General features: G+C 70.7%; 20 protein-coding genes. 11 read left to right on the top strand and 9 right to left on the bottom strand.

The genetic code is table 11. The features are described from left to right. Positions 1-95 precede the first annotated feature (95 nt). Genes OM076_RS16215 through OM076_RS16205 form a run of 3 tightly spaced genes read left to right on the top strand, consistent with a single transcriptional unit; the run spans position 96 to position 4,287 of the window. A complete protein-coding gene (locus tag OM076_RS16215; RefSeq protein WP_270041049.1) occupies positions 96-296 on the top strand; it encodes a hypothetical protein in 201 nt (66 codons plus the stop codon). Positions 297-353: 57 nt separating this feature from the next. Next, positions 354-1,700 carry a class I SAM-dependent methyltransferase gene (locus OM076_RS16210; protein WP_270041048.1) on the top strand — a complete coding sequence of 449 codons (1,347 nt, stop codon included), beginning with the start codon at positions 354-356 and terminating at the stop codon, positions 1,698-1,700. A gap of 16 nt (positions 1,701-1,716) precedes the next feature. Beyond that, positions 1,717-4,287: an ATP-binding protein gene (locus OM076_RS16205; protein WP_270041047.1), complete on the top strand. Its 2,571-nt coding sequence runs from the start codon at positions 1,717-1,719 to the stop codon at positions 4,285-4,287. 122 nt (positions 4,288-4,409) lie between these two features. Here OM076_RS16205 and OM076_RS16200 read toward each other — a convergent pair whose 3' ends face one another. Beyond that, positions 4,410-4,904 carry an RNA polymerase sigma factor gene (locus OM076_RS16200; RefSeq protein ID WP_270041046.1) on the bottom strand — a complete coding sequence of 165 codons (495 nt, stop codon included), beginning with the start codon at positions 4,902-4,904 and terminating at the stop codon, positions 4,410-4,412. Between the two features lie 140 nt (positions 4,905-5,044). Between OM076_RS16200 and OM076_RS16195 the strand changes: the two genes are divergently transcribed. Next, positions 5,045-6,070: a Glu/Leu/Phe/Val dehydrogenase family protein gene (locus tag OM076_RS16195; RefSeq protein WP_270041045.1), complete on the top strand. Its 1,026-nt coding sequence runs from the start codon at positions 5,045-5,047 to the stop codon at positions 6,068-6,070. Here the strand turns inward: OM076_RS16195 and OM076_RS16190 are convergent. Genes OM076_RS16190 through OM076_RS16180 form a run of 3 tightly spaced genes read right to left on the bottom strand, consistent with a single transcriptional unit; the run spans position 6,067 to position 8,203 of the window. Beyond that, positions 6,067-6,681, bottom strand: a complete 615-nt coding sequence (locus OM076_RS16190) for a Clp protease N-terminal domain-containing protein (protein WP_270041044.1) — start codon at positions 6,679-6,681, stop codon at positions 6,067-6,069. The genes OM076_RS16195 and OM076_RS16190 overlap by 4 nt on opposite strands. Before the next feature lie 2 nt (positions 6,682-6,683). After that, positions 6,684-7,451: an ABC transporter permease gene (locus OM076_RS16185; RefSeq protein ID WP_270041043.1), complete on the bottom strand. Its 768-nt coding sequence runs from the start codon at positions 7,449-7,451 to the stop codon at positions 6,684-6,686. After that, a complete protein-coding gene (locus tag OM076_RS16180; protein ID WP_270041042.1) occupies positions 7,448-8,203 on the bottom strand; it encodes an ABC transporter ATP-binding protein in 756 nt (251 codons plus the stop codon). The genes OM076_RS16185 and OM076_RS16180 overlap by 4 nt, the downstream gene beginning before the upstream one ends. A gap of 59 nt (positions 8,204-8,262) precedes the next feature. Between OM076_RS16180 and OM076_RS16175 the strand changes: the two genes are divergently transcribed. The 3 genes from OM076_RS16175 to OM076_RS16165 are packed head-to-tail and all read left to right on the top strand — an operon-like array spanning position 8,263 to position 10,194. After that, entirely contained in the window at positions 8,263-9,201 is a 939-nt protein-coding gene (locus OM076_RS16175; protein WP_270041041.1) for an RNA polymerase subunit sigma-70, read from the top strand. Further along, on the top strand, positions 9,198-9,428 hold the full coding sequence (locus OM076_RS46125; protein ID WP_270041040.1) for a cupin domain-containing protein: 231 nt from the start codon (positions 9,198-9,200) through the stop codon (positions 9,426-9,428). The genes OM076_RS16175 and OM076_RS46125 overlap by 4 nt, the downstream gene beginning before the upstream one ends. A gap of 4 nt (positions 9,429-9,432) precedes the next feature. Next, positions 9,433-10,194 (top strand): inositol monophosphatase family protein, encoded by a 762-nt coding sequence (locus OM076_RS16165; protein ID WP_270041039.1) that lies wholly within the window; start codon positions 9,433-9,435, stop codon positions 10,192-10,194. Here OM076_RS16165 and OM076_RS16160 read toward each other — a convergent pair. Beyond that, the gene (locus tag OM076_RS16160; RefSeq protein ID WP_270041038.1) at positions 10,187-10,522 is read right to left on the bottom strand and encodes a TfoX/Sxy family protein; all 336 of its coding nucleotides are present in this window, start codon (positions 10,520-10,522) and stop codon (positions 10,187-10,189) included. The two genes, OM076_RS16165 and OM076_RS16160, sit on opposite strands and share 8 nt — an antisense overlap. Continuing rightward, entirely contained in the window at positions 10,522-11,442 is a 921-nt protein-coding gene (locus tag OM076_RS16155; protein ID WP_270041037.1) for a methyltransferase, read from the bottom strand. Before OM076_RS16155 ends, OM076_RS16160 begins: the two co-directional genes overlap by 1 nt. Positions 11,443-11,478: 36 nt before the next feature. On the opposite strand from OM076_RS16155, the gene OM076_RS16150 reads away from it, so the two are divergent. The 4 genes from OM076_RS16150 to OM076_RS16135 all read left to right on the top strand — a co-directional run bounded on the left by OM076_RS16150 (position 11,479) and on the right by OM076_RS16135 (position 16,387). Then, on the top strand, positions 11,479-11,808 hold the full coding sequence (locus OM076_RS16150) for a hypothetical protein (protein ID WP_270041036.1): 330 nt from the start codon (positions 11,479-11,481) through the stop codon (positions 11,806-11,808). A 51-nt stretch (positions 11,809-11,859) separates the two neighbouring features. After that, positions 11,860-13,995 carry a putative bifunctional diguanylate cyclase/phosphodiesterase gene (locus tag OM076_RS46120; RefSeq protein ID WP_270041035.1) on the top strand — a complete coding sequence of 712 codons (2,136 nt, stop codon included), beginning with the start codon at positions 11,860-11,862 and terminating at the stop codon, positions 13,993-13,995. Between the two features lie 137 nt (positions 13,996-14,132). After that, positions 14,133-15,773, top strand: a complete 1,641-nt coding sequence (locus tag OM076_RS16140) for a M28 family metallopeptidase (protein ID WP_270041033.1) — start codon at positions 14,133-14,135, stop codon at positions 15,771-15,773. Positions 15,774-15,829: 56 nt separating this feature from the next. After that, a complete protein-coding gene (locus tag OM076_RS16135; protein WP_270041032.1) occupies positions 15,830-16,387 on the top strand; it encodes an NYN domain-containing protein in 558 nt (185 codons plus the stop codon). Between the two features lie 25 nt (positions 16,388-16,412). Here the strand turns inward: OM076_RS16135 and OM076_RS16130 are convergent, their stop codons facing one another. The 3 genes from OM076_RS16130 to OM076_RS16120 all read right to left on the bottom strand — a co-directional run bounded on the left by OM076_RS16130 (position 16,413) and on the right by OM076_RS16120 (position 18,366). Then, positions 16,413-17,063 carry a hypothetical protein gene (locus OM076_RS16130; RefSeq protein ID WP_270041031.1) on the bottom strand — a complete coding sequence of 217 codons (651 nt, stop codon included), beginning with the start codon at positions 17,061-17,063 and terminating at the stop codon, positions 16,413-16,415. Between the two features lie 3 nt (positions 17,064-17,066). Beyond that, positions 17,067-17,861 (bottom strand): ImmA/IrrE family metallo-endopeptidase, encoded by a 795-nt coding sequence (locus OM076_RS16125; RefSeq protein WP_270041030.1) that lies wholly within the window; start codon positions 17,859-17,861, stop codon positions 17,067-17,069. A gap of 64 nt (positions 17,862-17,925) precedes the next feature. After that, positions 17,926-18,366 (bottom strand): helix-turn-helix domain-containing protein, encoded by a 441-nt coding sequence (locus tag OM076_RS16120; protein WP_270041029.1) that lies wholly within the window; start codon positions 18,364-18,366, stop codon positions 17,926-17,928. Between the last annotated feature and the right edge of the window lie 103 nt (positions 18,367-18,469).

Below are 18,469 nucleotides of genomic sequence, written 5' to 3'. Positions count from 1 at the left end.
GGGCGGCTTAACAGTCGCCCGCCGCTTGACCCAATACGCTTGGTCTTTCCAGGGGCCGGATTTCGGTCCACTCGCCACCGCGTCAGGAGCGGCATATGAAGACCAAGGCCAACGAGGCACCGCTGCGCGGCGAGGCAGCCTGGCGCGCGGAGAAGCTCCGCATCTCCCAGAGCAACGAGAAGGCGTGTGCGAAGGCCCAGTCCGAGCGCGGCAAGCGCGACCGGGCGATCGAGGCCGAGCGCCGCGCGGCCGACCGCCGCGACTTCGCCGCCGTACCGTCGCAGCCGAACCACTAGCTGCGGTAGCGCCGCACCGGTTTCCGGCCGGCGCACCTAAAGGTGTATTGTTGAGCTATGCAACTAGCTCGTGTTCGCGTTCGCCAGGAGATCGCGGGCGCGGTGCGGGATGCGCTCACCGGTGTTCGGATTCACGAACTGCCGGTGACCCTGCGCTTCTGGGACGGCAGCGTTCTCGACGGCGGCGAGCCCGTCGTCGAGGTCCGTGACCCTGTCGCGATCGCCCACATCCTCCACGCCCCCGGTCAGATGGGGCTCGCGCGCGCCTGGGTGACCGGCGCGCTGGACGTCGAGGACGACGGTGACTTGGAAGCCATCCTGCGCCTGCGCGCCACCTTCCGGCACCAGCTCACACCGGTCGACCTCGTCAAGCTCACGGCCGCCGCCGTGAAGATCGTCGGGCCGTCGGTTCTGCGCAGGCCGCCCGTTCCCTCGCTCGAGGCGCCCCGCAAGGGCCCGCTCCACTCGCTCGCCCGCGACCGGGCCGCGATCAGCCACCACTACGACGTCTCCAACGCGTTCTACCGCATGCTGCTCGGCCCGACGATGGTCTACTCGTGCGCGTATTACGCCGATCCGAGCGACTCGCTCGAGGTCGCGCAGGAGCGCAAGCTCGACCTGATCTGCCGCAAGCTGCGCCTGGAGGCCGGCGAGCGCTTGCTGGACATCGGCTGCGGCTGGGGCTCGCTGCTGATCCACGCGGCGCGCCACTACGGCGTGCGCGGCGTCGGCGTGACGCTCTCGGTGGAGCAGGCCAAGCTCGCGCGCGAGCGGGTGGCCGCCGCGGGCTTGGAGGATCGGATCGAGATCCGCGTCAGCGACTACCGCGAGCTGACCGACGGGCCGTTCGACAAGATCGCCAGCGTCGGCATGTACGAGCACGTCGGCCGGGGCGAGCTGGCGCGCTACACGGAGACCGTGCACGGGCTCTTGAAGCCTGGCGGGCTGTTCCTCAATCACGGGATCGCGCGGCTGTTCTCCGAGCCGCCCGCGACGGACACGTTCCTCTATCGCTACGTCTTTCCCGACGGCGAGCTTACGCCCGTGACCGAGGTCATGACCGCGATGCAGGACGCAGGGCTCGAGGTGCGCGACGCCGAGTCGCTGCGCGAGCACTACACGCTCACGCTGCGCGCCTGGCTGGCGAACCTGGCGGAGCATCGGGCCGAGGCGGAGGCGGACATCAGCGTCGGCCGCGAGCGGGTGTGGCGGATGTACATGCTCGGCTCCGCGCTCGGGTTCGCCGACGGTGACGTCACCGTCTACCAAGTGCTCACCGCTCGCGCGGGGGCGCCGCACCCGCTGCCGCTGCAACGTTCGCTCGGTGTCGAGGAGACGCACTGCGAAGGCGGGCGCAACCACGGACGCCGGGGCGGCCTGCCCCATGGCGCTCTAACAGGCTGATTGTCACCATGCGCGTATGCCCTCTCGCCTGCTGGAGCGCGATGCGCCGCTGAGCGCGCTGCTGGCGGCGCTCGCCGAAGCCGAGACCGGGCGCGGGTCGACCGCGCTCGTCTCGGGTGAGGCGGGGATCGGCAAGACGTCGCTGGTACGGGAGTTCGCGGGGCGGGTGGGGTCGCGGGCGCGGCTGCTGCAGGCGGCGTGCGACGATCTCGTGACGCCGCGGACGCTGGGCCCGCTGCACGACGCGGCGGCGGGCACCGACGGCCCGCTGGCGGCCGCGCTGGCACAGGAGGGACAGGTCTTCACCGCCCTGCTGGACGAGTTGGGCGAGTCGCCGCCGACGGTGTTGATCGTCGAGGACGCCCACTGGGCCGACGACGCGACCCTCGACGTGCTCGGCTACGCGGCGCGGCGGCTGGAGTCGCGCGGCGCGCTGCTCGTGCTGACCGTGCGCGACGAGGCGATCGACGCCAACCACCCGCTGCACCGGCTGCTCGGGATGCTCACGAGCGTGCCCCTGCGCCGCCTCGAGCTCTTGCCGCTCTCGCGCGACGCGGTCCAGCGGCTCGCCAACGGCACCGGCCGCAACCCGGACACGGTGCACGCTCTCACGCGCGGGAACCCGTTCTTCGTCGCCGAGGCGCTGGCCGCGCCGCCGGACGAGGTGCCGGTGAGCGTCAAGGACGCCGTTCTGGCGCGGGTCCGGCTGCTCTCGCCCGAGTGCCGGGACGCGCTGGATCGGCTGTCGGTGCTGCCGTCGACGATCCCGACGGATCTGGCGTCTGCGTTGGGTGCGCTGGACCCGCTGGAGGAGGCCGAGCTGGCGGGGCTGATCGAGCTGCGGCCGGACGGGCTCGGGTTCCGGCACGAGCTGGCGCGGCGGGCGATCGAGCAGTCGCTCCCGGCGTTGCGGCGGCGGCTGCTCAACGCCGACGTCGTCGCCGCGCTGCAGACGCGCGGCGGAGCGGATCGCGGGCGGCTGCTGCACCATGCGGCCGAGGCGCGCGACGTCGAGACGCTGCTCGCGGAGGGGCCGGACGCCGCGCGCGAGGCCGCGCGGGCGGGCTCGCACCGCCAGGCGCTCGCGCACTTCGAGGCCGTGGTCCCGCACGCCGACAAGCTGCCCTTGCGTGACCGGGCCGCGTTCCTGAACGACTACGGCTGGGAGCTGTACAACGCGCATCACTTCCCCGAGTCCGTCGAGGCTTCGCGCGCCGCCGAGGAGCTCTATCGCGAGGTGGGCGATCCTCTGGCGCTCGGCCTGTGCCTGGTGCGGCTCTCCCGGCACCTGTTCATGACGGGGGCGACCGACGCCGCCGAGGAGGCCGCGCAGCGCGCCGTGGTCACGCTGCTCGGCGTGGGCGACGACGCGGCCCTGGCATACGCGACCTTGTATCTGGGCGGCATTCTCGCCCAGTCGCGGCCGCGGGAGGCGCGCGAGGTGCTCGAGCGCGCGGACGCTCTTGCCTTGCGCTCGCAGCGCCCCGAGCTGGCCGCGCTGTGCCTGAACTACCTCGCGATCGTGCGGGTCGAGGCGGGTCAGCCGGACGGCCTGCAGACGATGCGCAATTCGATCGCTCTGGCGCAGGCCGGCTCCCACCACGAGGCGACCGCGCGGGGGTACTGCAACCTGGCGGAGCTGCTGCTGCGGATGGGCCGTTTGGACGAGCTCGAGCGCTGCGTGCGCGAGGGCCTCGAGTTCACGCGTGAGCGGGGCTTCTGGTCGCACGGCTACAACCTCGACGTCCACCGCTGCCTGCTGTTGCTGCGGCGGGGTGACTGGGCGGGTGCGGAGGCGGGTCTGCGGCACCTCTTCGAGCTCAACGACGACCCGGGAATGCTGTTCGCCTACAGCGCTCCGTGGCTCGGGCGGTTGCTGGCGCGGCGCGGCGATCCGTCGGCGGGCCCGCTGCTGGCCGACGCGTGGGAGCAGGCGCAGCGCTCGCGGCTGATCCTCGGGCGGGCGTACGCGGGGATCGCGCGGGCCGAGTGGGCGTGGCTGACGGGCGATCTGGACGCGGCGCGGCAGGTCGCGTCGGTGCTCCTGCCCGCGACCATGAACCCGGGCGCGGCGCCGTTCCGGGGCGAAGTCGCGCGCTATCTGGTGCGGGCGGGGGTGGACATCGAGGCGTTCGGCGACCCGTCCGCGGACTTGCCGCCCGGCTACGCGGCGGGCCTGCGCGGCGATTGGCGCGCGGCGGCCGACGCCTGGCTCGCCGTCGGTGACCCGTACGAGAGCGCGCTGGAGCTGATGGACGGCGACGCGGAGGCGTGCGAGGAGGCGATCCGGACCCTCGAGGGTCTCGGCGCGACGGTGCCGGCGCGCTTCGCCCGCGAGCGCCTGCGCGCCCTCGGGGCCCCGGTCCCACCGCGCCTGCGCGGCCCACGCGCCGCCACCCGCGCCAACCCGGCGGGTCTGACCGCCCGCCAGGTCGCGGTCCTCGACCTCGTCCGCGAAGGTCTGACCAACGCCGAGATCGCCGACCGACTCGTCCTCTCGGTCCGGACCGTCGACCACCACGTCGCCGCGATCCTCCAGAAACTCGGCGTCTCCTCCCGCCGCGAAGCGGCCGCCCGCCAACTCTAAACCCCACCTAAGGGGCCAGACCCCTTAGGTTCCCTTTAGGTCGCCTTCGGCGGCGCGGCGCGGGTTCCGTGCCGAACGCCAGCATAAACGCCAGCTAAGGGGTCAGACCCCTTAGGTTTCCTTTAGGCGGCGAGGGCGCAGGCGAGGCGGGAGCGGCCGCGGGAGAGGCGGGACATGACGGTGCCCGTCGGGATGTGGAGTTGGCGGGCGGTCTGGCCGTAGCTGAGGCCGAGGACGTCGACGGCTTGGACCACCTTGCGGAAGTCCTCCGGGAGGTTGTTGACGTGGGTGTAGACCTCGCTCGCGATGAGCGCGTCCTCGGGGTTGCCGTCGGTCGAGAGGTTCGGGTGGTCCTCGTCGACCTCGCCGACGACCTGGGGCCGGCGCTGCTCCGAACGCCAGTGGTCGTTGGCCACGTTGCGCAGGGCGCGCACGAGGTAGGGGAAGTCGGCACCGTCGGTCAGGCGGCGTGGCTTGGCCAGGACACGTGCGTACGTTTCCTGGGTCAGGTCCTCGGCGAGCTGCGGAGACCCGGTCAGGGCACGTGCCACCGCCAGCAGGCGGCAACGGTGCTCTGCGGCAGCGTTCGGATCGAGGAGCGAGATGTGGGGAGGCATCGGAGAGCAATCTCCCGCGTACGGGGGTCTCCGCGCATCGGCAGCCGCTGCCCAAATTACCTAGGTAGGTACCTATTTTGGGACGCAGACCCGCCTGCCCATGGATGAGCCGGTTTCGAGACTATACGCTGGCACGCCAGATGAGCACCTTCGAACGCCTCCTCACGGGTTGGGACGGACAGCAGGTCGCGGTCCGTTACGACACCGAGTTCGCCACGTGGATGTTCATCGGCGTGCACTCCACATGCGACGGCCGCTCGGGCGGCGGGACGCGCATGGCGGTCTACTCAGCGCCCGAGGACGGGTTGGCCGACGCGCTCAAGCTCTCCGCCGCGATGACCCGCAAGATGGCGGTCTGCAACGTCTCGATGGGCGGCGGCAAGGCCGTGCTCGCCGTGCCTTCGCTGCCGACCGGCGAGGCGCGGGTGGAGCTGCTGCACCGCTACGGCGAGTTCATCGGCTCGCTCAGCGGCCTGTACGCGACGGCGCCGGACATGAACACGTCCGAGCGCGACATGGACACGATCGGCGAGCGCACCGAGCACGTGTTCTGCAAGTCGGTGGAGAAGGGCGGCTCCGGCAGCACCGCGCCCGACACCGCCGTCGGCGTCTTCCACGGCATCCGCGCCAGCGTCGAGCATGCACTGGGGCGCGACCTGGACGGGGTGCGCGTGCTCGTACAAGGGCTGGGCGCCGTCGGCTCCCGGCTTGCGCACCAGCTCTCCGCCGCCGGCGCCGAGGTACTCGTCTCCGACGTGAACGCCGAGCGCGTTGCCGCTTCGGGCCTGCCCGCCGTCGACCCCGCCGCCGTGATCGGCACCGAGTGCGACGTCTACGCGCCGTGTGCGCTGGGCGGGACGATCACCGCGACGACCGTCGAGCAACTGCGCTGCCGGGTGGTCGCGGGCGCGGCGAACAACCAGCTCGCGTCCCCCGACCTCGCCGATCGCCTGCACGAGCGCGGGATCCTCTACGCCCCCGACTACGTGATCAACTCCGGCGGCGTCCTGCATGGCACCGGTCTCGAGTTGCTCGGGTGGGACCAGCCGCGGCTCGACCAAGCCCTGCGCGGCCTCGGCGACACGCTGCTCGAGCTCTACGCCGACAACGGCCGCTCCCCGGTCCACGCGGCCGAGGCGCTCGTCGCCCGCCGCCGCGCGCGCTAGAGGAGGCGGCGCACGCCGTCCTCGGTGACGCCGCGCTCGGACAGCCATGCGGCTACCGGGCCGCCGCTGCGGAGGATGGCGAGCAGGAGTTGCGCGTCGACGTCAGGCGCGCCGAAGTCGCCGAGCAGGGCGCGGCCGAGCGCGGTCGTGACGAACTCGTACTGCGCTCCGGGCGTCTCAGCGCTCGCCGGCGTCGCCTGCAAGCGCTCGATGATCGTCGCGCGCAGCTCGCTCGGTACGGCACCCGCGGCGACGAGCACGCGCCGTGCCACGCCGTCACGCTGCTTGAGCACGGCGAGCAACAGATGCCCGGGGCGGATCTGCCGGTGGCCGAGTCCCATGGCCTCGCGCAGCGCGGTCTGCATCGCCTCTTTCGCTGCGGCGGTGAACGGGATGTGACGCGACTTCGGGTGATGCTCGCCCAGCCCGACCGTCTTGACGACCTCGCCACGAGCTCGCTCGCGATCGAGGCCGAGTGCGACGACCTCGGGCTCAGTCGCGAGGCCGACGAGAAGGTGTTCGGTGCCGATGTGCCCGTGTTGCATCAGGACCGCCTCCTCCTGGGCGATCTCGATGACGCGCCGCGAGTCGTCGGTGAACCGTTCGAACATGGCTATGCGCGCAAACGGTACCCGCGCGCGAACAACCGGTAGTTGATCGCAAACAACCCTGCAGCGGCGACTGTCAGGAAGAGCAGCGAGAACGGAATGCTCTGCTCGGAATAGCCGAGGAAGCCGTAGCGGACGAGGCCGATCATGTAGTAGACGGGATCGAACTTCGTCAGCGTCCGGAACGGCTCCGGCAGCAGCGCCGCGGAGTAGAACACGCCGCCCAGGAAGATCAGCGGCGTGAGGATGAAGGTCTGGTAGAAGCTGACGTCGTCGAACTGCTCCGCCCGCAGGCCCACCAGCACGCCGAGCTGGGAGAAGAAGAAGCCCACCAGGAAGAGCGACGGGATCAGCACCTCGAGGTGCTCGAGCGGGATGTCGACGAGGATGCGGGCGGCGACGAACGTCGACACCGCGACGATCCCGCCACGCACGAAGCCACCCGCGCTGAACGCCAGCAGCAGCTCGGCCGGCGATGCGGGGGAGGAGAGCTGGTCGTCGATCGAGCGCTGGAACTTCTGCTGCAGCAGCGACGAGGAGTTGTTCGAAAACGCGTTCGTCGCCCAGGCCATCATGATCAGCCCGGGGATGATGAAGACGACGTAGTCGACGCCGTGGAGCTTGTCGATGCGCGAGCCGAGCGCGGCGCCGAAGACGCTGATGTAGAGGAAGGTCTCAAGCAGCGGTGCACCGAGCGTCTGGCGCTTGATCTTCCAAAACCGCGTGGTCTCGCGCCTCACCAGCGTGAGGAAGCGGATCTGCGCGGGACTCATGGGGTGACGTGCGCCCGGCTGAGCTCGCCGCGGCCGACGAGCGCGAGATAGGCGTCCTCGAGCGAGGTCACGCCGTACGTCCTGGCCAGGTCATCGCTGGTTCCGGTGGCGACGATCTCGCCGCCGTTGATGAAGGCGATCTTGTTGCAGAGCTGCTCGGCCTCTTCGAGGTAGTGCGTCGTGAGCAGGATCGTCGTGCCCTCGGCGTTGATGCGCTGGACGTAGTGCCAGAGCTCCAGCCGCAGCTCGACGTCCACGCCCGCGGTCGGCTCGTCGAGGATCAGCAGCCTCGGGCGGTGCATCAGCGCCCGCGCGAGCACCAGGCGGCGCTTCATGCCGCCGCTCAGCGTCCGGGTGCGGTCATCCTTCTTGGACGTGAGCGAGAACTCCTCGAGCAGCTCCTTGGTCCGCTCGCGCCGGTCCTTGCGCGACATCCCGAAGTACCCGCCGTGGTAGTCGAGCTGCTCCTCGAGCGTGAGGAACCAGTCGAGGTTGAGCTCCTGCGGCGCCAGCCCGACGGCGCTGCGCGCCGCCCCGTAGTGGTGGACGGCGTCGTGCTCGAACACGCGGATCGACCCGCCGGTCGGCTGCGCGAGCCCGGTCGTGCAGTGGATCAGCGTCGACTTGCCTGCGCCGTTGGGCCCGAGCAGACCGAAGAACTCGCCCTCCTCGATGTGCAGCGAGACGCCCTTGAGCGCCTCGGTGCCGGTCGGGTAGCGCTTGACCAGGTTCTCGATGTCCAGAGCATGCATTCGCGGGGCGCCGTGATAGCAGCACGATGACTTTTCGGGGAGGGGACCGTCACACAGACATGACCGCACCGGAACTGACCACCGAGACCGCGTTCGGCGCCCTGACCGAGCGTCATCGCCGCGAGCTGCAGGTCCACTGTTACCGCATGCTCGGCTCGCTCGACGAGGCCGAGGACCTGACGCAGGAGACGTTCCTGCGGGCCTGGCGTTTCCGCTCCACCTATGCGGGCCGCGCGTCGCTGCGGGCGTGGCTGTACCGGATCGCGACCAACGTGTGCCTGGACGCGCTCGAGCGGCGGCCGCGGATGCCCACCGACGTCGGCGAGATGCTGTGGCTGCAGCCGATCCCCGACGAGCTGCTCTCCGACGCGGACGAGCCGGACGCCGAGGTCGTCGCGCGCGAGACGATCGAGCTCGCCTTCCTGGTGGCGATCCAGCATCTCCCGCCGCGCGCGCGGGCGGTGCTGATCCTGCGCGACGTGCTCGGCTGGCGGGCGCGTGACACGGCGGAATTGCTGGAGACCAGCGAGGCTTCGGTCAACTCCGCGCTGCAGCGGGCGCGGGCGGGGCTGAAGGAGCACCTCCCGGCGCGGCGGAGCGAGTGGAGCGCGGACGGCAGCGCGGCGGACCGGGCGCTCGTGGCGAAGTACATGGAGGCCTGCGAGGCGGGCGACGCCGCGGCGCTGAAGGCGATCATGGCCGAGGACCTCCGCTTCTCGATGCCGCCCGAGGGGGGCATGTACGTCGGTGGGGACGCGAACGTCGATCTCTGGTTCGAGGGCGGGCTCGGCGACAAGGAGAACTTCGGCGAGCTCCGCGTCGCGCTCACGTTCGCCAACCGGCAGCCCGCGGTCGCCAACTACGTCAAGCGGCCCGGCTCGGACGTGTTCGTGCCGATGGCGCTCGACGTCCTGACCATCGCGGGCGGCGAGATCACCGAGATCCTCGCGTTTCCGCTGACCGCGTTCGCCGCCTTCGGGCTCCCGGAGACGTTGTGAGGTTCGAGGTGCGGGTGGTCGCGCCGGGGGACGACCGCGCGTATGACGAGGCCGAATGGCGCGACGCGCTCGTCGTCGTGCAGGCGGGGGAGATCGAGCTGCGCGGCGTGTCCGGCACGTGCTCGTCGTTCGGTCGCGGCGACTTCCTGTACCTCCAAGGCATCCCGTTGCGCGCGCTGCACAACCCGGGCGACGAGCCCGCCGTGCTGGTCGCAGTGTCACGCTAGGGGCGTGGAACGAGAACTGGCAGCCGCGCACGCCGCGGTGGACGAGGCGGTCGCGGTCCTGCGCGCGGGGCGCGACCAGCCGCACACCCGCACCGCCAAGGCGGCCAAGGACTTCCTGACCGAGGTCGACACCGCGTCCGAGGACGTCTTGAAGCGCGCCTTGGGCGCCTCGACGCCGGACATCGGCTTCTACGGCGAGGAGGGCGGCGGCGCCGCGCTCGACGAGGGCCGGGTGTGGGTGGTGGACCCGCTCGACGGGACGATCAACTACGCCACTGGCTCACCGCTGTGCGGCGTGATGGTCGGACTGCTCGAGGACGGCGTGCCGGTACTGGGCGTGATCGACCTGCCGTTCCTCGGGACGCGCGTGGACTCATCAGGCGGCGCGTTGTCCGACGTCTCCGCCCTGGACGAGGGGATCGTGGCCGTCGGCGACGCGTTCCATCGCGGCGGCCCGCGGATGGACGCCTTCCTGGACCTGGGCAGCGAAGTCCACCGGCGCGCGCTGCGCTTCCGCTGCGTGGGCGCGGCGTCCGTGCTCTGGAGCTGGCTCGTGGGTGGCCAGATCCAGGGGCTGTTCCTGGCCCACAACAACCCGTACGACGTCGTCGCGGGTCACGCGATCGCCCGCGCCGCCGGTGCCGTGGTCACCGACTACGCCGGAGCGCCGCTGACGCTCTCGTCGAGCGGCGCGATGGCCGCCGTGCCCGGCATCCACGCGCCCTTGATCGACCTCGCGGCGGACCTCGCCGCCGCCGCTACTTAGCGGGCAGCTCCAGCGCCCGCGCCGTACCGCGCTCGATCCACTCGGCGAGCGTCGCGTCGTCCTCCAGGCCCGCGGGCTCGATCAGCACGAACCCCTTCATCGGCTTGGCTCCGGGCCGCCCGAACTCGTGGACGAACGGGGCGCGGATCGCCTCGTCGACCTCCTCCGGAGGCAGCCGGACGCAGAGGTGATCGGTGCGCATGATCCCGACGGCCATGTTCCCGTTCAGCGTCCAGCCGACGCCGCCGAACATCTTGCGCTCGATCACGCCGGGGCGGGCGTGGATGAGGTCATTGACCCGCGCCTCGAGTTGTTCGTCGTACGCCATCAGTTCCTCCGGAGCTCGACGTAGAAGCGTCCGTCAGCTTGCTCCGCCGAGCGGACGACGGCAAGGCCCGCGCGTGCCGCCCGCGCGGCGAAGGCCTCGAGCGAGTCCGTCGTCCCGCCGAGCAGGACCATCTCGATCATCAGCCGGCGCGGCGCGTCGTCGGGCGCGACGCCGCCGCTGACGATCAGCCGGCTCTGCTCGCCCAGCGCGCTCGCTACGTTGCGCAGCAGCGCGTCGGTCTCCTCGTCGGGCCAGTCGTTGAGGACGCTGCGCAGGATGTAGAGGTCGGCGCCCGCGGGGAGCGGGTCGAAGAAGCTCTGGCCGCGCGTCTCGAACGCGCCCGCGGCGCGCTCCACGGTGCCGGGGAAGTCGACCAGCGTGGCGCGAACGTGCGGGTGGGCCTCGAGGATCCGGTTCAGCAGCGTGCCGATGCCGCCGCCGACGTCGACCACCGTCGCGATCGACGGCCAGTCGAGTCCGAACTCCGGGTCGGGCGGGGCATGACCGCCCGGGCCGATCAGGTCATCGAACTCCTGCGCGAGCGCCGGATGGGCGGCGAGGTCGTCCCAGAACGGGCGGCCGAACTTGGCCGCGTAGCCGGGCTTGCCCGTCTTCACGTAGGCGGGGATCGTCTCCCACGCGCCCGCGAAGCGCCCGCCGATGCCGCCGAGGTCGAAGAACGGCATGCCGAGAAGCTCACCTCCCGGCCCCGTGAGCGCGAACCGGCCGGGCTCGGGCTCGGTGAACACGCCCTTCGTGACGAGGTGGCCGAGCACGTTGTGCAGCGCCCGCGGGTCGCACTCGGCGGCGGTCGCGAGCGCGTCGATCGTGTCGGTTCCGGCCTCGATGTGCCGCGCGATCTTCAGTGTCGCGACGGTGTGGACGCACCAGGGCGTCATCAGATCGGTCAGGTCCTCCATGCCTCTCGAGGATGATGGGTCCAGTACCGTGGCGCGATGAGCCAGCCTGAGCGGATGAAGCGGGCCCCGGCCGACGGAAGCGAGTGGTCGATCATCACGCTGCTCGCGATCGGCGCGTTCTTCGTCGGGATCGGGTGGGTGGTCGGCGTGGTGCTGCTCTGGCGCTCGCGGGTGTGGAGCGTCACCGACAAGCTGATCGGCACGCTGCTGTGGCCCGGCGGGTTCGTGACCGGCTTCGTGTTCGCGGTCGTGCTCGTCCAGGCCGGCGGGGGGCTGATCGCCGTCGCGGTCGTCGCGGTGCTCGTGCCGGCGGGGAGCGCGTGGCATCTGTGGCGGCGCGCAGAACAGTCGTCCACTTCGCGCTGAAACCCGGCGCGGCGCATCAAGTCCGGCGCCACGGCGCCGATCCCGGAGGAAGTGAACGTCCTCTTCGCCGGTGTGCCGGTTCTCGTCGCGACCGCGGCGATGCTGGTGCGCGTGGTCAAGCGCCGCCAGGACCGCTGGGCGTGGCTCGCGCTGGCCGTCGCGGTGGGTGCCAACGCGGCCGGAAGCGTCACGCTCGCGGGGCATTCCGGAGCGCTGGCGTTCCCGTCGGGCGCCGACGTGATGCTGCTCGTCTTCTTCCCCGCGTCGATCGTCGCCGCGCTGCTGTTCGCGCGTGCCCGGATGCCGCGCTTCGGCCCCGCGCTGTGGCTGGACGGCGCGATCGGTGTGCTCGGCGGGGCGGCGATCGTCACCGACATCCTCGGCGCCGAGATCCAGGCCGATATCGGCAGCGGCTGGAAGACCGCGATCGCGCTCGCGTTCCCGATGGGGGACGTGCTGCTGCTGGTCATGGTCGTCGTCGCGCTCACGCTGCGCGGCGGCCGGGTCCGCGCCGTCTGGCTGCTGCTCGCGGTGGGCGTGCTGATGCGCGCCGGCGCGGACGCGGCGCACGTCTCGGCGGGCGTCGGCGGGGCGGTGCAGGCCTGGTTCGTCCCGCTGCTCGGCATCGGGTCGATGTTCGCGCTCGTCGCTGCCGCGTGGAGCCCGGAGTCGCCGCCCCGGCCGGTCTCCTTCGACGGCTGGCGGACGCTCGTCACGCCGACCTTGCTCGCCCTCGTCGTCGGCGCGCTGCTCGTCGCCGACCACTTCCACCGGACGCTCGACGCCGCGGTCTGGCTGTCGGCGGCGACGCTGGTCGCCGTGCTCGGCCGGATGGCGCTGACGTTCGTCGAGAACACCGCCTTGCACGCCAGCCGCGAGCTGGCGCTGACGGACGAGCTCACCGGGCTCGCCAACCGCCGCCTCTTCCACGAGCGCCTGGCGCAGGAGCTGGGCGGCGACCGCGACACGCCGCTGGCCGTCGCGATGGTCGACCTCGACCGCTTCAAGGAGCTCAACGACACGCTCGGGCACCACGCCGGCGACCTCCTGCTCGCCCAGCTCGGCCCGCGGCTGCAGGACGTCGTGGGGGAGGCCGGGCTCGTCGCCCGCCTCGGTGGTGACGAGTTCGCGCTCCTGCTCCCCGGCGCCGGGCTGGCGAAGGCCACCGAGCTCAGCCGCCGCGTCGGCATCGCGCTGCAGACGCCGTTCGAGATCGACGGGCTCGAGGTCGTGATGGACGCGAGCATCGGCGCCGCGTTGTGTCCCGACGACGGCGTGGACGCCGAGGCGCTGCTGCAGCGCGCCGACGTCGCGATGTACCAGGCCAAGGAGGCCCGCACGGGCTTTCAGGCCTACGACCCGTCGCGCGATCGCCACTCGCGCGAACGGCTCACGCTGATGGCCGAGCTGCGGCGCGCGTTGGAGCGCGACGAGCTCGTCCTGCACTACCAGCCGAAGGTGGATCTGCAGACCGGCCTGGTCGCCGGGGTCGAGGCGCTGGTGCGCTGGCAGCATCCGGTTCACGGTCTGCGTGGCCCGGGCGCGTTCCTGCCGCACGCCGAGCACACCGCGCTGATGCGCCCGCTCACGCTGCACGTGCTCGAGACCGCGCTGTCGCAGCTCGCCGCCTGGCGCGCCGACGGGCTGGACCTGCACGTCGCCGTCAACCTGGCGGTGCAGAATCTGCTCGACCTGCGCACTCCGGGTCACGTAGCGGACCTCCTGGAGCGCCACGGACTACCGCCGCAGGTGCTCACGCTCGAGGTCACCGAGTCGCTGATGCTGCACGATCCGCAGCGCGCGGGCGAGGTGCTGGCCGACCTGAAGGAGCTCGGCTGCGGCCTCGCGCTGGACGACTTCGGCACCGGCTACTCGTCGCTGGAGCACCTCAAGCGGCTGCCGGTCAACGAGCTCAAGATCGACAAGTCGTTCGTGATGACGATGGACCGCGACGCCGCGGACCGGGCCATCGTGGCCTCGACGTCGGCGCTCGGTCGCTCGCTCGGCCTGCGGGTCGTCGCCGAGGGCGTCGAGTCGGCCGCCTCGGGCGCGGTGCTGGCGGCGATCGGCTGCGACCTCGCCCAGGGCTTTCACTACTCCCCGCCCGTTCCGGCCGACCAGCTGCCCGGGCTCGTGCGCGCGGCGATCGACCGCCAGGTCGGCACCGCCTCCGTCACGCGCCGTTGACTACCTACTACGCCAGGTAGTCATAACCAGTAATGTGGGTGTTCAGAGGGCTTTGGGAGCCCTCACCCGTATACCTGAGGGGGTACACATTGTCTCGGAGCCCTATGGCTCTGGCGGCCGCTTGCGCCGTCACGCTGATGTTTGCGCCGACCGCGCTCGCGGACGGCGGAGGAGGGAACATCACGCCGCGCGACCAGGGGGCGCGCCGGTTCGTAGAGAACGTCTCCGTCCCGAACATCCTTCAGCACAGCGTCGCGCTGGAGTCGATCGGGAAGCTCAACGACGACACCCGCGAGGTCTTCTCGTCCGGCTACCAGGAGTCGCTGGACTACGTCGTCCAAACGCTGCGTGACTCCGGGTACAACCCGAAGGTCACGCCGTTCAACTTCCCGTTCTGGGCGGAGAACAAGCCGGCCGTCCTGAACTCGGTCTCGCCGGCGCCCGGCAAGACCTACAAGCCCGGCACGGCCGCTGATTCGGACACGCCGAACAGCGACTTCATCGTGATGGCCAACTCGCCGACGGTCGAGCTGACCAACGCGCCGGTCTTCCCGGTCGGCGGCATCCTCGACCCGCCCACCGGCGGCTCGGCGAGCGGCTGCGCCGACGCCGACTACGCGGGCGTCTCGGGCAAGGTCGCGCTCGTCCAGCGCGGCACGTGCCCGTTCGTCGAGAAGTGGGAGCGCGCGCAGGCCGCGGGCGCCACCGGCGTGATCATCTACAACGAGGGCAACACGCCCGCGCGCCAGAACCCGATCTTCGTCGACAACCAGCCGGATCCCGCGGCGACGATCGCCGCCGTGATCTCCAGCTACACGCTCGGCAACGATCTCCTGCAGGCGTACAAGCAGGGCAAGGCTCCGAAGGTCGACTTCAAGGTCTACGGCGGCTTCACGGACCGCTTCATCAACCAGGTGATCGCGGAGACCAAGGGCGGCGACCCGAACCACGTCGTCGTGGTCGGCGCGCACCTGGACTCGGTGCCGTTCGGCCCGGGCATCAACGACGACGGCTCCGGCACCGCGATGCTCCTCGCCCAGGCCCAGGAGCTCGCCGACGGCCACTACAACCTGCGCCAGAAGATCCGCTTCGGCTGGTGGGGCGGCGAGGAGAACGGGCTCGTGGGCTCGACCTACTACGCCCACAACCTGTCGCAGAAGGAAGTGGACAAGATCGACGTGATGCTCGACTACGACATGCTCGCGTCGCCCAACTACGCCCGCCTGGTCTATGACGGCGACGGCGACGACGCCCCCGGCAACCCGGCCGGCCCGGAGGGCTCCGGCAAGGTCGAGCAGGTCCACGACGACTGGCTGCGCTCCCAGGGCCTCACAAGCGAGCGGATCCCGTTCGACGGCCGCTCGGATTACGTCGGCTTCACCGATCGCGGCATCCCCGCGGGCGGCGTGTTCGCCGGCGCCGAGGCGCCCAAGACCGCCGCGCAGGTCGCGCTCTACGGCGGCGCCGAGGGCGCGTGGCTGGACCCGTGCTACCACCAGATCTGCGACAACCTGTCGACGATCCTGACCAGCGTTCCGCCGATCAGCGCGGACGGCCTGGCGATGTTCGCCACCGACGCCGAGAAGAAGGCGGCGGCGCGCAAGATGAAGGGCCTCTCGCTCAAGGGCCTCAAGGAGCTCGGCGGCGCGGCGAGCTACGCCGTGTACTACTTCGCCAACTCCAAGGACCCGTTCGGCACCAAGCCGGGCGGCCACGGCAAGCCTGACCGGCACCGCCGCGACCGCTGGCACGGCCACGGGAAGCGGATCAACCGCTAAGCCGTTCTGACCCGCGGGGGAGTCCGACTCCCCCGCGGGTTAGTCTCCGCCTCACGGTGGCGCAGACCTTCCTGCTCGTCGACGGCGAGAACATCGACACGACGCTGGGTGTGAGCCTGCTCGGCCGGCGCCCCGCGCCCGAGGAGCGGCCGCGGTGGGACCGCGTGCTCGACTACGCGCGGGCGATCTGGGACCAGCCCGCACGCGGGTTGTTCTTCCTCAACGCGACGGCGTCAGTGCCGCTGAGCTTCGTGCAGGCGCTGACCTCGATCGGCTACCGCCCGGTCCTCCTGAGCGGGCCGCCGGAGGTCAAGGTCGTCGACGTCGCGATCCAGCGGACGCTCGACGCCCTGGCCGAGCGCCCCGACGGCGGCGACGCGCTGCTCGCCTCCCACGACAGCGACTTCGCCCCGCAGCTCGCCTCACTGCTGCACGTCGAGGGCCGGCGGGTCGGCGTCATCTGCTTCCGCGAACTGGTCTCGAGCACGCTCGCCGACCTCGAGGGTCTCGAGCTGTACGACCTCGAAGACGACGTCGGCGCCTTCACGGTCACCCTGCCGCGCACGCGGGTCATCCCGATCGACCGCTTCGACCCCTGGACACTGCTGGACTAGCGCTTCGCCCGGTCGGCGCGGAGTGTCAGCCGGCGCGGTCCATCGCGGCTCGCGCCGCGGCGAGCAGGATGCCGTCGCGGTTCGGCAGCGCCAGGAATGCGCTGAAGCCCGGATCGTGTCGCCTCCGCAGCGCCCGAAACGCGGCGACTGCTCCGGTGAAGCCGCGTTTCGCGATCGAGTCCGCGAGAAGGATTGAGTGATACGTCCCGCGGGTGGCTTCGACGTCTCGGTGCACACGCCACGCCGTCCGCTGCTCCACATGCTCGTAAGCGACCGCAGCGGCGAGCATCGTCACGATCGCGATGTGCGGCACCCCGTAGTCATCGGCCTGACGGCAGCCGACGAGGTCTTCCATCAGCGCGGTGTAACCGAGGCGGTGCGAGATCGCGACGACATCCATCTCGCCCTGGTTCCTGTTCGGAGGCGTCGGGTACCGGTTGCCGAGGTCGGCGACGATGCGCAGATCCGCGGGGTGATCCGCCGTGACCGTTGTGATCCAGGGATGGCCGACGACGTGGCCTTCGGGGGCGACAGCGTGGGGATGCCACTCCCCGACGACGGTGACCGGGGCGAAGGTCTCGCCGACCCGCTGGCAGAGCTCTTCGAGCGTCGAGAGGAGCCCGGCCTGCTCGAAATGGATCAGCGGCGTCGTGTCCAAGCAGAGCTCGCCGGCCATGCGTCAGGCGTCGTCCTCGTCAAACGCCAGGTCCGCCACCAGTGCGTCGAGATCTACTCCAGCTTCTTCGAGTTGTTGAGCCCCATGGGCAGCGCTTTCCTCGGCTCGATCGCCGCGGGCAATCCCCCACGACCGCATCTGAGCCAGAGCGCTCCCCACGTCGAGCTCGAGGATCTGGCCGAGTCGCTCGTCGGTAATGACCCAGCCCGCCCAGAGTTTCGCGGCTCCGAGGGAGAGCGCGGCTGGCAGCCGTGGCGCGTCGATCGCGAAATGCGCGGGGCCGATGCCGTTGGCCTCGTAGATCGCAACGCGCGGCTCGGCCAACAAGCGGTCCAGGTCGACGCGGCGGATGATGCTCTCGCTCTTGAGCCGGAAGCAGACCATCTCCCAGGAGACACGATGCCGGCGGACCAGATCCACGATGTGTACTGCCTTGACATCGGTGTTGCGGACGTCTCCGAGCGCCTGCCGGATCGCTCCGGCCGGGAGCAAAAGATGTGCGGCAAAGCTGTTTGCGGCAACCTCATCGAGATCCTTGGTTCCGTCGGCTCTCCGATCTGAGCCAACGTCGAGGTCGACGAGCTGCTGCGGCCCGCGGAACCGGTGAAGCTCGTGATGCCCGAGCTCGTGCGCGACCGTGAATCGTTGCCGCTGGGGGAGCTTGGAAGCATTGGCGACGATCAGCGACTGCTCGCCGTCGTAGACGTACATTCCGTCCGGAGCGTCCTGGCCGAACTCATGAAACGCGATCGGGACTCCGCGAGCTTCGGCTATCGCCGCGAGGTCGACATCGTCCAAGCCCAAGCCGAGGCGATGACGCAGTGCGAGCGCCGCGTTCTCGCCCTCTGCCCTCGCTGCGGGCTCAGAGGCCGCGATGGTCCACCTCGCGTTTCACGAAGCGCCATTCGTCGAGCTTGCGCAGACCCCAGCGTGCCATTTCGTCCGCGGCGGGGACGTTCGCGTCGTCCCGTCGCGCCTTCACGACAAGTCCGTTTGTTTGCGGTCGTGTGAAGAAGGCCTCCATCGCCACGCCGTAAAGCGATGCCGCGCGCCTTAGTACGACTGAGTCCAAGCTGCGCTCGCCTCGTTCAATCCGCGACAGTTGGGAACGGTGCGCGAGCCCCAGTTCCCGAGCGGCTTCGTCGAGCGTGAGGCCGTTCCGTTCACGCTCCTCGCGGAGGCGGAGGCCCGCAAGCTCCAGTGTTTCCTTACCGTCCACTTCCTCCCCCTTTCGTCTGATCACGATATCGGCACGTTGCCGATCTAGCAACAGGGCGTTGTTGATCTGTTGCGTTGCGCGCAAAGACGATGCATTTCCTAACCCTGTAGATGAGGGTTAGGAACGAGGTGTTGCGCTGTCGCGCTTGCCGGCCGGCAAGGTCGCGGCAACGTTCCTAAACGCCGCG

Source organism: Solirubrobacter ginsenosidimutans (assembly GCF_027587205.1).
Note: the sequence above shows the minus strand (reverse complement) of the source record. Positions and strands in the feature narration are given on the sequence as shown.

Coding starts and splice junctions, on each gene's coding strand:
- OM076_RS16140 (WP_270041033.1), top strand. CDS start 14,133: ATGTTTGCGCCGACCGCGCTCGCGGACGGCGGAGGAGGGAACATCACG.
- OM076_RS16130 (WP_270041031.1), bottom strand. CDS start 17,063: ATGGCCGGCGAGCTCTGCTTGGACACGACGCCGCTGATCCATTTCGAG.
- OM076_RS16205 (WP_270041047.1), top strand. CDS start 1,717: ATGCCCTCTCGCCTGCTGGAGCGCGATGCGCCGCTGAGCGCGCTGCTG.
- OM076_RS16195 (WP_270041045.1), top strand. CDS start 5,045: ATGAGCACCTTCGAACGCCTCCTCACGGGTTGGGACGGACAGCAGGTC.
- OM076_RS16210 (WP_270041048.1), top strand. CDS start 354: ATGCAACTAGCTCGTGTTCGCGTTCGCCAGGAGATCGCGGGCGCGGTG.
- OM076_RS16175 (WP_270041041.1), top strand. CDS start 8,263: ATGACCGCACCGGAACTGACCACCGAGACCGCGTTCGGCGCCCTGACC.
- OM076_RS16200 (WP_270041046.1), bottom strand. CDS start 4,904: ATGCCTCCCCACATCTCGCTCCTCGATCCGAACGCTGCCGCAGAGCAC.
- OM076_RS16190 (WP_270041044.1), bottom strand. CDS start 6,681: ATGTTCGAACGGTTCACCGACGACTCGCGGCGCGTCATCGAGATCGCC.
- OM076_RS16180 (WP_270041042.1), bottom strand. CDS start 8,203: ATGCATGCTCTGGACATCGAGAACCTGGTCAAGCGCTACCCGACCGGC.
- OM076_RS16215 (WP_270041049.1), top strand. CDS start 96: ATGAAGACCAAGGCCAACGAGGCACCGCTGCGCGGCGAGGCAGCCTGG.
- OM076_RS16185 (WP_270041043.1), bottom strand. CDS start 7,451: ATGAGTCCCGCGCAGATCCGCTTCCTCACGCTGGTGAGGCGCGAGACC.
- OM076_RS16150 (WP_270041036.1), top strand. CDS start 11,479: ATGAGCCAGCCTGAGCGGATGAAGCGGGCCCCGGCCGACGGAAGCGAG.
- OM076_RS16155 (WP_270041037.1), bottom strand. CDS start 11,442: ATGGAGGACCTGACCGATCTGATGACGCCCTGGTGCGTCCACACCGTC.
- OM076_RS16160 (WP_270041038.1), bottom strand. CDS start 10,522: ATGGCGTACGACGAACAACTCGAGGCGCGGGTCAATGACCTCATCCAC.